The sequence below is a fragment of the Achromobacter sp. FW305-C-30-7 genome (assembly GCF_058783105.1).
The window spans coordinates 1-13,166 of the sequence record NZ_JBYSYI010000008.1 but is presented as its reverse complement, the minus strand read 5'-3'; the positions used below and the strand labels follow the sequence as shown (position 1 = coordinate 13,166).

The window sequence follows — 13,166 nt, the reverse complement described above, 5'->3', positions numbered from 1 at the left end:
CTTACTGGCCGGCGCACAGCTTGGCGGCCGTGACTCCCTTGGGCAGCTCCTGCGGGGTGAAGCCGAAGGGCGCCACCAGCTTCTGGTGTTCTTCGGTACCGATGAACTTGGCCAATTCAGCGTTGAAAGCGTCGGCAAAAGCCTTGTCGTCGGAACGGAAGGCATAGGCGCCATAGCCGCGCACGTCCTTGCCGTCGATGACGGGGTCCTTGAACGGATCGGCCTTCTCCAGGCCGCTGGCCGCGCTGGTCTTGCCCATCAAGTCGTTGACCGTGAGCGCCGTGGCCGCGTAGGCGTCGGCGCGCCCGGCCTGCACGCCGGACAGCGCGCTGACCGCGTCGGGAAACACCACCACTTGCGCCGGCGGCACCTTGATCTTGGAGGCGTACTCCGCTTCGATCGCGCCCACCACCACGCCCAGCTTGGCGTCGGGATTCTTCATCACGTCTTCGTAGCTGTGCAGATTCTTGGGATTGCCCTGCTTGACCAGGAAGGACTGGCCGACGCCGTAGGTGGGGTCGGAGAACGCCACCTGTTGGCAGCGTTCGGGGGTGACGTACATGCCCGCCGCGATGATGTCGAAACGCTTGGCCTGCAGACCCGGAATAAGGGAGCCGAACTCGGTCAGGACGCCCTCCACCTCGTTGATACCCATGCGCTTGAGTACCACGCGCGCGATCTCCACGGACTCGCCCGTGACCTTGGCTTCCTTGCTGTCCATGTAGGCGAAAGGCGCTTCGTTGGCGTAGCCGATGCGTATCTTGCCAGCGGCCTTGGCGGCCTCCAGGGTGGACGCCGCGGCGGGTGCGCTCGCGGCCGGCGCAGCCTTGTCGGACCCCGAGTCGGAACATGCCGCCAGCACCCCCAGGCTCAAGGCGGCAAGCAAACGTCTGGATCGGATCAGGCTCATGGCAGTTTCTCCTGTATTTATTTCGAGGTATATGAATTCACTAAAAATAATACGCTATTAAATGATTTCTATACGAATGATGTGTCCGAAAAAAAGCAGGCCGCAGCCTGCTTTTCGATCCGTCGCCCTATGAGAGGTCAGGACAAGTTACGAATGGTAGACGTCTATGTCCCCACTTACTCCGCGTAGGAAAAACGGCCGTTCTTGACGATGCCCATGACTCGGGCGCGCTCGTCGAAGCCTTGGTGGTTGTCCTTGGTGATATTCAGGACGCCATTGGGCACAACCAGATCACGCGTGTTTTCCAGGGCGTCGCGCAGCGCCGCGCGGAACTCCGGGGTGCCGGGCTTGGCGCCAGTTTTCAGCGCCCGCGCCACCGCCGAATCCAGCAGCATCCAGGCGCCATAGGCGTCGCCCGCGAACTGGGTCAGCGTGTTGGCGCCGTAGCGGGCTTCGTACTTGTCGGCGAAGGCCACCGCCACCTTCTTGACCGGGTTGTCGTCCGGCAGCTCGCGCGCCACCACGCCGGGGCCGGTGGGGAACAAGGTGCCTTCCACGTCCGCGCCCCCGACCTGCAGGAACTCCAGCGTGCCGATGCCATGCGTCTGGTAGATGGCGCCGGTGTAGCCGCGTTCCAGCAGCGTCTTCTGCGGCAAGGCGGAAGGCGTGCCGGCGCCGGCGATCAGCACGGCGTCGGGCTTGGCGGCGATGACCTTCAGCACCTGTCCCACCACCGACGCGTCGGTGCGCTGGAAGCGTTCCTGCGCCACGATCTTCAGGTCGGTCCCGGCGGCGGCGGTGAACTCCTTCCACCAACTGTCGCCGTAGGAATCCGCGAAGCCGATGAAGGCTACGTTCTTCAGGCCCTTCTTCTTCATGTCCGCGACCAGCGCGGTGGCCATCAACGAATCGTTCTGCGGCATCTTGAAGGCCCAGGCGCGTTTCGGATCCGACAGCGGCTCGACGATGACGCTGGACGCGGCCAGCGCGATCATGGGCGTGCCGGTCTCGGCCAGCACGTCCAGGCCCGCCAGTGCCGCAGCCGTGGTATTGGGGCCGACGATGGCGTCGACCTTGTCTTCCGAGGTCAGCTTGCGCATGTTCTTCACCGCCCTGCTGACGTCGGTGCCGTCGTCCAGCACCACGTAGCGGGCCGGCTCGCCGCCCAGCGTGGCGGGCCACAGGCGGATCGCGTTATTGGTCTGGATGCCGATGGCGGCGGCCGGGCCGGTCGTGGACACGTCCACGCCGATGACGATTTCGGCGTGGGCGGACAAGGCGGGGACGGCCAGCGCGACAGCGCAGGCGTAGCGGACGAGCTTGTAAGACATGACAGCAGTTCTCGGCGAAGTTTGAGCAGATGCCCGTATTTTGCCTGATGGGCGCGCGCCGCCTTGCGACGCGCATCAAGCAGTCGCGCTGCAAGACCAGCGGTTACATCGGCTTGCCGTTGCGTGCAGACGCTTTCCGCGCCTGGCGCCCGTGCCCGCCGTATCATCGGTCATGCCAACCCAGGCAATGCGCTCCGCCCCCAGCCGGCGGCCCGCGCCCTCCCACACCGGCCGCGCTCGCGACGGGCGCGGCCCTACTACAGGAGTCACGCATGAAGAAAACCGCAACCGCCCACTGGTCCGGCGACCTGAAGACCGGCAAGGGCACCATCTCCACGCAGAGCGGCGCGCTCAAGGAACAGGCCTACGGCTTCAATACCCGCTTCGGCGACACCCCGGGCACCAACCCCGAGGAGCTGCTGGGCGCGGCCCACGCCGGCTGCTTCACCATGGCCCTGTCGAACATCCTGGCGGAAGCAGGCATGGTCGCGCAAAGCCTGGACACCAAGGCCGAGGTCACGCTGGACAAGGTGGACGATGGCTTCTCGATCACTGCCGTCCACCTGACCGTGGAAGCCGTCATCCCCGGCGCCAGCGCCCAGGCCTTCGAGGACGCGGCCCGCAAGGCCGAAAAAGGATGCCCGGTGTCCAAGGTGCTGAACGCCAAGATCTCCATGGACGCGAAGCTCAAGTCCTGATCCCGCTGCGGCCCAGGGCCCGTCCGGCGAGGGCGGCGCCATTGGGCCAGCCTATCCCCTGCTTGCCCAAAATCAATTTGACGCTCCGCCCCTGCGAGAGGATGATGAGAATCATTCTCAGGAGCGAGCATGAGCCAATTCATCTACGCGATATCCGGCGGCAGGACCGCGCTGGCGCAGGACGTGCAGGTGTCGGCGGGACTGCGCCGCATCGCTGGCCCGGGCATCCTGGTGGCCGTGGGCTATATCGATCCGGGCAACTGGGCCACCGACATCGCCGGCGGCAGCGGCTTCGGCTATGGGCTGCTGCTGGTTGTGGTCATCTCGGCCCTGCTGGCGCTGGGCTTCCAGATCCTGGTGTCGCGCCTGGCGCTGGCTACCGGCCAGGACCTGGCCACGCTGACGGCCCGGCACCTGTCGCCGCGCCTGGCCAGGACGGCCTGGCTGGCCGGCGAGGCGGCAATCCTGGCAACTGCCCTTGCCGAGCTCATCGGCGGCGCGATCGCGCTGCGCCTGCTCTTCGGACTGCCGCTGATCGCGGGCGTCGCGGTCACCGGCGTTGGCACCTTCGCCGTGCTGGCGTTGACCCGCGGCAACGCCGATAAACATGAACGCTTCATCGCCCTGCTGCTGTCGGTGGTCGCCATGTCCTTCGTGTTCCTGCTGTTCAAGGCCAAGCCGGCCTGGACGGAAGTCGCGCATGGCGTCACCCAGACTGGCCGGGCGCTGCGCGACCCGCAGGGCTTCCTGATCGCGCTGGGCATACTCGGCGCCACCCTGATGCCGCACAACCTGTACCTGCATTCGGGCTCGCTGGCCCAGCGCGCGCAGCAACTGCCGCCCGCCGCGCGCGACCTGGCCATGCGCGTGGCGCGCAACGACACCATCGTGTCGCTGGGCCTGGCGATGCTGATCAACGCCGCCATCATGATCGTCGCCGCCGCATCGCTGTCGGGTTCGGGACTGATCGTCTCCAGCCTGGACGACGCGCATGCCGTGATCGGCCAGACGCTGGGCGTGGGCGCGGCCATTGTGTTCGCCGTGGCGCTGTATGCCGCGGGCCAAAGCTCCACCATCACCGGCGTGCTGGCCGGACGCATTCTGTCCAACGGTTTCCAGATCCGCCAGGGCTGGTCCGACCGGCGCCGCGCGCTTGCAACCCGGTTGCTGGCGGGCGCGGCGGCGGTCGGCCTGTTGGCGTTCACCGGCGGCCAGGACCCCGACAGCCTGCTGGTGCTGAGCCAGGTCATCCTGAGCCTGGCCCTGCCCTTTGCGCTCGGCCCGCTGGTGCTGCTGGCCTGCCGCAAGAGCCTGATGGGCAAGTACGTGTTGCGCGGCGCCTGGGCCTGGGCGGCGATTGCGGCCACGGTCGGTATCCTGCTGCTGGACGGCTATCTGGTGGCTGACATGCTGGTCTGAACCCAGGACTGGCCGGTGGCCTCGCCGCGCGGCGCCGCGCCGCGGCGGAGCTCGATGGCCTCCCGCAACATGCCGATGATGGCCCGGGTCTTCCGTGGCAACGGCCTTTGCGGCGGCGTCAGCGCGGTGACCGGCAGCGAACGCATCCGATGGTCGGACAGCAGGCGCACCAGCCTGCCGGACGCCAGCTCCGCAGCGCAAGCGGGCTGCTGCACGACTCCGATACCGCCCGCTCCCAGAATGATGTCGAACATCGCGCGCCAATGCGTGGTGGTGACGGCCGTGCGGATTGCCGCTGGCCGGCTTTCGCCCGCGGCATCCATCATGGGCAAGGCCTTGTTCTGGAAAGCGTCCTTGACGCGGATGAAGGGATGCCTGGCGAGATCCTGCCTGTTGAGGACCGGGCCGTACCGGTCTAGATATTCGGGCGTGGCCACCAGCACGTGGTCCACCTCTCCCAGCGGATAGGCAAGATAGCGCCCGTCGCCGGCGCTCCCCAGGCGAATCGAAAGATCGACCCCTTCGACGGCCGGATCCACGGCCGCGTCGTTGAGGATCAGATCCATCAGCAGGCCCGGGTGTTCGTTCCGCGCCGCGATCAACGTAGGAACCACAACCTTTTCGCCGTAGCAATGGGCGGCGGCGATCCGCAGCGTGCCGCCGATCTCCTGGCCCGTCGCCCAGACGGCCTCGGCCGCCTCGGCTGCCGAAGCCAGCAAGCCCTGGCTGCGTTCGTAGAAGATTCTGCCCGCTTCGGTGCACTTGAGCGCGCGTCCCGTGCGCAACAGCAAGGTGGCGCCCAGGAAGCGCTCGAGTTTCTCGATGCGTTCGCTCACCGCTGGCTGCCCCATGCCCAGGTCGCGGGCGGCGCCCGACATCGTCTCGCGTTCGACGACGCGGACGTAGATGCGCATCGCTGCCAAAAGATCCATACCCATCCCGAAATTCCACCCGCCGCCCCCCAACGTGCATGCATGCGCAAGCCGGGGACTTTGGAGTGCGCCCGCTTTCGCAATCCTGCGCAACCGCCGCAGCACTCCCAGGGCGCATTCTAGGGATGCCTACGTAAACCGAAAAGCCAAAATTCTCTTATCATCGTTTCCGTTTGGTTTACACATAAACGGCGGTGGTCCATGAAACCCAACCAGTTGCAGGCATTCGTCGCGGTCGCCACGCAACACAGCATCCGCGCTGCCGCCCGCAGCTTGGACGTTTCGGCGCCCGCCGTGACCAAGATCGTGCGCGAACTGGAGCGCGAACTCGGCGCCGCCCTGGTCGAACGCAGCGTCAAGGGCATCACGCTCACGGAATGCGGGGCGGCCCTGCTGCCCCGCGCGCAGCTGCTGCTGGATGACATGCGACGGGCGCGCGACGAGGTCGCTCAGTTGCGTGACGGCAATGCCGGCCAGGTGCGCGTGGCGGTCAGCGCCGCGTTCGCGCAGACCTTGTTCATCCCGACGTTCCGGCGGTTGCGGCAACGGCGCCCCGGCGTTTCGCTGCACGTCAGCGAAGCCGGCCTGGCAGGCATTCTGACGCGGCTGCGCGAGCCGCAGGTCGATTTCGCGGTCATGCATGCGGACCCGGAGCTGTTGCGGGACGAGTTCGAATGCCAGCCGCTATTCCCGGTACGGCTGGTGGTCGGCATGCGCAGGCAACATCCCCTGCGCAACCGGCGCTCAATGCACGAACTGCTCAACGCTGAATGGGCCTTGCCCGGCGATGGCGGCGATCCGCTATCGGCCACGACCCGACTGTTCGCGTCGTTGGGCATGCCGGTACCGCCGCGCGTGGTGCAAGGCGATTCGCTCACCGCGGCCCTGGCCCTGGTGTCGCAGACGGATCATCTGGGACTGTTCGTGGAGCCGCTGGCGGACGCGGTCTTCAAAAACCTGGGCATCCGGCGCCTGGAGCTTGACGATGCGCTGCCGGTCCTGCAGGTCTGCGTCATACAGCGCAAGGGCAGCGACCTGACGCCAGCCGCCCGGCAATTCATCGCCTGCCTGCGTGAAGTCCTGGACGAGACTCAACTGGCACCATGAAAAACGCCGGCAGATTGCCGGCGTTTTCGCTCGCGACGCTGCGCGCGTCGCTCCAGGGCACTTCAGTGATAGGCGGAAACCACGGGGTGTTGGCGGCGGCCAGCGTCCATGTCGTGGAGCACTTCACCCACGGCGCCGCCAAAGGCCGCCAGGCGCACTTTCAGGCGCAGCCAGCGCGAACCGGAGGCATGGCCGGACAGGCTTTCCGCGATGATGGCGTCATGAATCAGGGTACGTTCCAGCTCATCCGACATGCGGGCATTCTTCAGCGCGGTATCGCTCATGGTTCTCTCCTTGAGAAAGCGATGTGGAACAACACGAGTCCATCTTAGACCTGTGCTTGCTGCGTCGCAATAAATTTCTTAAGCATTTTTTTGTGCGTTGCGCAATGGGTACAAACACCAAAAATGGTGCACATGTGCACTGCTGCCTGCACCTTTCTTGTGCCATTGGTCCGTCGACCGCCCCCAATCGCCGCAAGCGCGCCGAATCAGGACTTTGCGAGATGTGCCTGAATCAGCATGTCCGCCATCCGTGCGACCCGCCCGGCAGGTCCGCCTTCGCCGAAAAGCTGACTGGAGACGAAGGCGCCCTCGAACAACAACAACAGGCCATCGCCCAGCGCGTCGGGATCGGCCGCCCCCATGTCCGCCGCCATGGCGGCCAAGCGCCTGCGCAGCTCCGCCTTGTGTTCCACCGCCACGGCGCGGGCAGGATGGCCGGCTTCGGGGTATTCCACCGCCGCGTTGGTCAGGCCGCAGCCCCGGTATCCGCTTTGCACCGCTCGCGCGCTCAAGCCGGTGAGGTAGGCCAGGACCTGGGCGCGCGGGTCGCCCGGATGCGCCGCGCAGGCGGCATCGAAACGCGCCCAGAATTCGGCGTCGTAGTCGCGCAGATAGGCCGCCGCCAACTCATCCTTGGACGAAAAGTTGCGGTACAGGCTGGGTTTGGTCACGCCCGCCTCGCTGACGATGGCGTCCACGCCCACCGCCCGGATGCCGTCCCGATAGAACATTTCGCGCGCGGTCTTGCGGATGCGATCGGCCGCCAGCGGCGGCTTGGATGCAGGCCGGTCGGCGGCGGTGGTCTTGCTGGCCATGGATGGGCTCCTTTTCCGGATGACGGACGCGACGAGAAATCGCTTGACTATGTTACTGACCGGTACGTACTATTCGCAACCCCATTACGTACCGGTCAGTAACATGAGTATAGCCCAGCCTCCCATTCCTTTCCGGCGCGCCGGCCAGAAGTACGCTTTCGTCGTCGTCGCAGTCATTTTCCTGGCCCTGCTGGTTTCCGCCGGCCTGCGTTCCTCGCCCAGCGTGCTACTGGTGCCGCTGGAAGAAACTTTTGGCTGGAGCCGCAGCACCATCTCCCTGGCCGCCGCGGTCGGCATCTTCCTGTATGGCATGGTCGGCCCCTTCGCCGCCGCGGCGATGGAGCGCTTCGGCTTGCGGCGGGTGCTGATCGGCGCCCTGGTCGTGATGGCAGCGTCCAGCGCGGCCAGCGCCTTCATGACCGAGTCCTGGCATCTGCTGCTGACCTGGGGCGTGTTCTCGGGCCTGGGTTCGGGCGCGGTGGCGGTGGTGCTGGGCGCGACCGTGGTCAACCGCTGGTTCACCAAGCACCGCGGCGTGATGATGGGATTATTGACCGCCAGTTCCGCTACCGGCACGCTGGTGTTCCTGCCGGTGCTGGCGGCGCTGGCCTCCTCCGGCGACTGGACCCGCGTGGTCTGGACCGTGGCGGCCGCGGCGGCGGCGCTGGTGCCGCTGGCCTGGTGGCTGGTGCCGGACCGCCCCGCCAGCGTCGGGCTGGTGCCGTTCGGCAGCGATCCGCATGCGCCGCCGGCGCCTGCCGCGCCGCGCACCGGCATGCTGGCCGCCACCTTCGGCGCGCTGGCGCGGGCCTCGCGCACCCGCACCTTCTGGTTCCTGTTCGCCACTTTCTTCGTTTGCGGCTTTACCACCAACGGTCTGGTGGGCACGCACCTGATCGCGCTTTGCGGCGACCATGGCATGCCCGAGGTGCAGGCCGCGGGCCTGCTGGCGCTGATGGGCATTTTCGACCTGATCGGCACCACGGCGTCCGGCTGGCTGACCGACCGCTACGATCCGCGCAAGCTGCTGTTCGTCTACTACGGCCTGCGCGGGCTGTCGCTGATCTACCTGCCCTATTCCGACTTCTCGTTCTACAGCCTGTCGATCTTCGCCATCTTCTTCGGCCTGGACTGGATAGCCACGGTGCCGCCCACGCTGCGCCTGACGACCGAAGCCTTCGGCGAGCGCGATGCCCCCATCGTGTTCGGCTGGATCGTCGCCGGCCACCAGTTGGGCGCCGCCAGCGCCGCCTGGATGGCGGGCGCCGTGCGCGAAGCGCAGGGCAGCTACCTGATGGCCTTCGTCATCTCCGGCATGACCGGCCTGATCGCCGCCGTCATCGCGCTGATGATAGGCAGGCAGCGCGCGGTGCCGCAGCCGGCCTGACTGCGACTGCGGGCGGACCGCCGGCCCCCGGCCGCGCGCCGCCCGCGCAAAATTACAGGCCTACACAGGCCTAGTCAGGCCTTGGCCGCGCCACCCGCGCGCCCGCGCAAGTTGTAGGTCTTCTTGCTGCCCACATGCTTGCGGATGAGCGACTCCGCAAGCTCGCCATCGCGCCGCATCAGCGCCTGGACGAAGGCCTCATGGTCGGCCACCGCCGCCGTCCATTCGTCGATATCGAAATTCGACTTGTAGCGCAGCGCCTGAACCTGCAGGTTGAACCTGTCATAGGAATGCGTCAGCGCCGGGTTGTGGGCGGCGCGGTTGATGGCGATGTGCGTGCCCATGCTGGCCGCGAAATACGCGCGGATGTCGCGCTGCTCATACCCCTGCAGCATCTGCGCGTGCAGTTGCGCGATGTGCGCCAGCTCCGCGTCCGTCGCGCGCTCGGCGGCGCTGCGCACCGCCAGGCCTTCCAGCACCGACAGCACATCGAAGATGTTTTCGACGTCATCGGCCGACAACTCGATCACCATCGCCCCGCGCTTGGGCTGCAAGGTCACCAGGCCATCAGAGGCCAGCATGCGGTAGGCCTCGCGCAGCGGCGTGCGCGAGATCTTCAACTGCTCGCACAGGTCCCGTTCGTTGAGCCAGGTGCCCGGCTTGAAGGTGCCGTCGATGATGAGCTGCCGCAGTTTTTCGGCCACCACGGCCGGCAGCGTGGGGTGATGGATGGCCAAATCGGGGACGGACTGGTCCATAACTTCAGGGTTAGCCATGAGTTGTTGCCACTCGCTAATTCGACTATTTTTGTATCTGGTATACCAAACACCAGCGGCATACCAACCTGACCCCATCATAGATCAAGCAACACGCGGGCAGGCTTACAACCACCAAGGAGACCCACATGCACAAGCACGCTCGCGCCTGGGCCGGCGCCCTGGCGTTGACCGCCAGCCTGGCCGCCGCCAGCCCCGCCCTGGCGCAGGACGCATCCAAATGGCCGGAACGGCCAGTACGCCTGATCGTCGGTTTCGTGCCCGGCGGCGGCACCGACGTGTCGGCCCGCATCCTGTCCGCGCGCCTGTCCACCCTCCTGGGCCAGCAGGTCGTGGTCGAGAACAAGCCCGGCGCATCCGGCCTGATCGCGGCCGACTTCGTGGCCAAGGCCGATCCGGACGGCTACACCCTGCTGCTCGCCAATATGCAGTCCACCGTCGCCGCGCCCTACGTGGTGCAGTCCAGCGTCGACCCGATCAAGGATTTCACGCCGGTGCGCTACATCGGCTCGGTGCCCAATGTGCTGGTGGTCAACCCGGCCAAGCACAGCTACGCCAGCGTGCAGAACCTGGTGGACGACGCCCGCGCCAAGCCCAAGCAGCTAACCTACGCGTCTTCCGGCATGGGCAGCCCGCAGCACCTGAGCGCCGCGCGCTTTTCGCAGATCGCGGGCGTGAGCATGGAACACGTGCCCTACAAGGGCAGCGGCCAGGCCATGACCGACCTGCTGGGCGGCAGCGTGGACATGAACTTCGACACCTTGCCCGGCGCCATCAACCAGATCCAGGCCGGCAAGCTGCGTCCGCTGGCCGTGACCAGCACGGAACGCAGCAAGCGCCTGCCCGACGTGCCCACGCTGGCGGAGTCCGGCATCAAGGGCCTGGACGTGGTGCAGTGGTACGCGGTGCTGGCCCCGGCCAAGCTGCCCAAGCCGGTCCTGGACAAGCTCGACCAGGCCCTGAGCCAGGCCCTGGCCGATCCCGAGATCAAGGCCAAGCTGGCCGACCAGGGCATGGAACTGGGCGGCGGCCCCAGCAATCCCGCGGCCTTCGCCAGCTACGTCCAGGATGAATGGAGCAAGTACGGCAAGCTCACCGCCAGCCTGGGCCTGACCAAGCAGTAAGCCCGCAGCAACCCGGCGGGGGTGCGCCCCCCGCCCAAGCAAAGGAACACCATGAGCGCTACCCCCAATTCCGATTCCTCCCCCATCCTGCGCCAGCGCGACGGTGACATCGTGACCGTAGTGCTGAACCGCCCGGAAAAGCTCAACGCCTTCACCATAGACAGCTGGCGGCTGCTGGGCGACACCTTCCTGGAGCTGGACGCCGACGACAGCGTGCGCTGCGTGCTGCTGCGCGGCGCGGGCGAGAAAGCCTTCTCTCCCGGCAACGACATCAGCGAATTCGAGACCGCCCGCAGCAACAAGCGTCAAGCCATCGAGTACGGCGCGGTCATGCGCCGGACCATAGAGGCCATCGGCAACTGCCGCCATCCCGTGGTGGCGCAGATACACGGCATCTGCGTGGGCGGGGGCATGGAGATCGCCAGCCTGGCCGACATCCGCATCTGCGGCGCGAGCTCGCGCTTCGGCGTGCCCATCAAGAACCTCGGGCTGGTGATGTCGTATTCGGAACTGGCGCCGCTGGTGCGCCTGGTCGGCCCGTCCGCTGCGCTGCAGGTGCTGCTGGAAGGCACCATCTTCGACGCCCAGGAAGCGTTGCGCCTGGGCGTGGTCACGCGCGTGGCGCCCGACGACCAGGTCGCCGCGGAAGCGCAGGCCGCCGCCCGCCGCATCGCCGACGGCGCGCCGCTGGTGGCGCGCTGGCACAAGAAATTCATCCGCAACCTGGTGGACGGCAAGACCTTGACCGACGCCGACCGCGACGAAGCCTTCGACTGCTTCGACACCGAGGATTTCCGCACGGGCTACCAGGCCTTCCTGGCCAAGGCCAAGCCGCAATTCAACGCCCGCTGAACCCCATGCAAGGAGGACTCATGCATAACGATACCCAGGGCGACACCCAGCGCCCCGCCGGCGCGCTCGCCGGCATGCGCGTGATCGAGCTGTCGCAGATCATGGCCGGCCCGACCTGCGGCATGATGCTGGCCGACATGGGCGCCGACGTCATCAAGGTCGAGAAGATCGACGGCGGCGACGACTCGCGCCAGTACCGCGACCCGCAGATCAACGGCATCTCGGCGCCCTACCTCATGCTCAACCGCAACAAGCGCGCCATCGCGCTGGACCTGAAGCACCCCGAGGGCAAGAAGGTGCTGCTGCGCATGATCCGCGATGCCGACGTGGTGACCGAGAACTTCCGCAAAGGCACGATGGAGAAACTGGGCCTGGGCTACGAACGGCTGCGCCAGGAGAACCCCGGCCTGATCTATTGCGCGGTATCGGGCTACGGCACCACCGGCCCCTATGCTGACAAGGGCGGTTTCGACCTGGTGGCGCAGGGCTTTTCCGGCCTGATGGCGATCACCGGCGAACCGGGCGGGCCGCCGCTGCGCACCGGCAATTCGGTCGCGGACATCAACGCCGGCCTGCTGGCGGCCTTCGGCGTGCTGGCGGCCTATCAGCACAAGCAGCGCACCGGCGAAGGCCAGATCGTGGAAACGTCGTTGCTCGAAGCCAGCTTGCAGCAACTGTACTGGCATGCCGCCATCTATTTCGGCAGCGGCGTGTCGCCCGGCCCCACCGGGTCGGCGCACGTGCTCAGTGCGCCGTACCAGGCGTTTCCCACTGCCACCGACTGGATCATCATCGGCGGCGCCAACGAGAAGAACTGGCAGCGCATCACTCAGGCGCTGGGCAAGCCGGAATGGGCCGAAGATCCGCGCTACGCGCGCAACCGCGACCGCATGCAGAACCGCGATCAGCTGGTGGAAGAAATGTCCGCCATCCTGAAGAGCCGCAGCGCGCAGGAATGGCTGGACGTTTTCGACGAGGCCGGCGTGCCTGCCGGACCGGTGCATTCGATCGCGCAGGCGTTGTCGCATCCGCAAACGCTGGCGCGCGGCATGGTGGTGGAACAGGATCACCCGGTGGCCGGCAAGGTGCGCACCGTGGGCATGCCCGTGAAGCTGTCGGCCACGCCCGCGCAATACCACCGCGCGGCGCCCAGGCTGGGCGAAGACACCATCGCGATCCTGGGAGAGTTCGGCTATGGCCAGCAGGAAATCGACGCACTGATCGAGGCTGGCGTGGTCACGGCTGTGGACCGTGAACGCGCATCGGTTTAGGGCATTTTTGGCGGAATTGCTGACGATCGGTTTTGTGAGGCGGGGTTCTTGAGTCGCCGGCGTCCGGACTGCGGGATTCCGATGCTCGCCCCGGTGGGGCTGCGCTTCGGATTCCTCCGCCCGGCCACCGGCTCACGGCATCTGCCCATGAACGGGGTCCGAAACCAACGCATTGGGCAATTTCCAGCCGAGGACCCCGGAGCCATCCGAAGCGCAGCCCCACCGGGGCGAGCATCGGAATGGCGCAGGGCAGCCTCGGC

At 66.7% G+C, this 13,166-nt stretch carries 13 protein-coding genes; 7 read left to right on the top strand and 6 right to left on the bottom strand.

Features of this window, described 5'->3' with window-relative positions; translation table 11 throughout:
- Nucleotide 1: 1 nt before the first annotated feature.
- Together ehuB and AC3WOB_RS23435 are read right to left on the bottom strand one after the other, a co-directional pair.
- Nucleotides 2-910, bottom strand: a complete 909-nt coding sequence (gene ehuB, locus AC3WOB_RS23440) for an ectoine/hydroxyectoine ABC transporter substrate-binding protein EhuB (RefSeq protein ID WP_013394738.1) — start codon at nt 908-910, stop codon at nt 2-4.
- A 176-nt stretch (nt 911-1,086) separates the two neighbouring features.
- Complete coding sequence (locus AC3WOB_RS23435) at nt 1,087-2,241, bottom strand: ABC transporter substrate-binding protein (RefSeq protein WP_492276331.1); 1,155 nt, start codon at nt 2,239-2,241, stop codon at nt 1,087-1,089.
- A gap of 272 nt (nt 2,242-2,513) precedes the next feature.
- Between AC3WOB_RS23435 and AC3WOB_RS23430 the strand changes: the two genes are divergently transcribed.
- On the top strand, nt 2,514-2,939 hold the full coding sequence (locus AC3WOB_RS23430) for an OsmC family protein (RefSeq protein ID WP_013394740.1): 426 nt from the start codon (nt 2,514-2,516) through the stop codon (nt 2,937-2,939).
- 129 nt (nt 2,940-3,068) lie between these two features.
- Entirely contained in the window at nt 3,069-4,358 is a 1,290-nt protein-coding gene (locus tag AC3WOB_RS23425) for an Nramp family divalent metal transporter (protein WP_492276330.1), read from the top strand.
- Here AC3WOB_RS23425 and AC3WOB_RS23420 read toward each other — a convergent pair.
- The gene (locus AC3WOB_RS23420; protein WP_148260721.1) at nt 4,331-5,290 is read right to left on the bottom strand and encodes a LysR family transcriptional regulator; all 960 of its coding nucleotides are present in this window, start codon (nt 5,288-5,290) and stop codon (nt 4,331-4,333) included. The two genes, AC3WOB_RS23425 and AC3WOB_RS23420, sit on opposite strands and share 28 nt — an antisense overlap.
- 201 nt (nt 5,291-5,491) lie before the next feature.
- On the opposite strand from AC3WOB_RS23420, the gene AC3WOB_RS23415 reads away from it, so the two are divergent.
- Entirely contained in the window at nt 5,492-6,397 is a 906-nt protein-coding gene (locus AC3WOB_RS23415) for a LysR substrate-binding domain-containing protein (RefSeq protein WP_492276329.1), read from the top strand.
- A gap of 62 nt (nt 6,398-6,459) precedes the next feature.
- Here AC3WOB_RS23415 and AC3WOB_RS23410 read toward each other — a convergent pair whose 3' ends face one another.
- Both AC3WOB_RS23410 and AC3WOB_RS23405 read right to left on the bottom strand, forming a co-directional pair.
- Nucleotides 6,460-6,681, bottom strand: coding sequence for a hypothetical protein (locus tag AC3WOB_RS23410; RefSeq protein WP_054455972.1), 222 nt, complete (start codon nt 6,679-6,681; stop codon nt 6,460-6,462).
- A gap of 206 nt (nt 6,682-6,887) precedes the next feature.
- Nucleotides 6,888-7,496: a TetR/AcrR family transcriptional regulator gene (locus AC3WOB_RS23405; protein WP_492276328.1), complete on the bottom strand. Its 609-nt coding sequence runs from the start codon at nt 7,494-7,496 to the stop codon at nt 6,888-6,890.
- Nucleotides 7,497-7,599: 103 nt separating this feature from the next.
- Between AC3WOB_RS23405 and AC3WOB_RS23400 the strand changes: the two genes are divergently transcribed.
- On the top strand, nt 7,600-8,883 hold the full coding sequence (locus AC3WOB_RS23400) for an MFS transporter (protein WP_013394746.1): 1,284 nt from the start codon (nt 7,600-7,602) through the stop codon (nt 8,881-8,883).
- Between the two features lie 74 nt (nt 8,884-8,957).
- Here AC3WOB_RS23400 and AC3WOB_RS23395 read toward each other — a convergent pair whose 3' ends face one another.
- Nucleotides 8,958-9,659 (bottom strand): GntR family transcriptional regulator, encoded by a 702-nt coding sequence (locus AC3WOB_RS23395; protein WP_148260620.1) that lies wholly within the window; start codon nt 9,657-9,659, stop codon nt 8,958-8,960.
- A gap of 128 nt (nt 9,660-9,787) precedes the next feature.
- Between AC3WOB_RS23395 and AC3WOB_RS23390 the strand changes: the two genes are divergently transcribed.
- From AC3WOB_RS23390 to AC3WOB_RS23380, 3 genes are read left to right on the top strand one after another with little or no spacing between them, the layout of a single operon-like run.
- On the top strand, nt 9,788-10,783 hold the full coding sequence (locus AC3WOB_RS23390; RefSeq protein WP_492276327.1) for a Bug family tripartite tricarboxylate transporter substrate binding protein: 996 nt from the start codon (nt 9,788-9,790) through the stop codon (nt 10,781-10,783).
- 51 nt (nt 10,784-10,834) lie between these two features.
- Nucleotides 10,835-11,635 carry an enoyl-CoA hydratase/isomerase family protein gene (locus tag AC3WOB_RS23385; RefSeq protein ID WP_013394749.1) on the top strand — a complete coding sequence of 267 codons (801 nt, stop codon included), beginning with the start codon at nt 10,835-10,837 and terminating at the stop codon, nt 11,633-11,635.
- Between the two features lie 20 nt (nt 11,636-11,655).
- Complete coding sequence (locus AC3WOB_RS23380) at nt 11,656-12,906, top strand: CaiB/BaiF CoA transferase family protein (RefSeq protein ID WP_013394750.1); 1,251 nt, start codon at nt 11,656-11,658, stop codon at nt 12,904-12,906.
- Nucleotides 12,907-13,166: the final 260 nt, after the last annotated feature.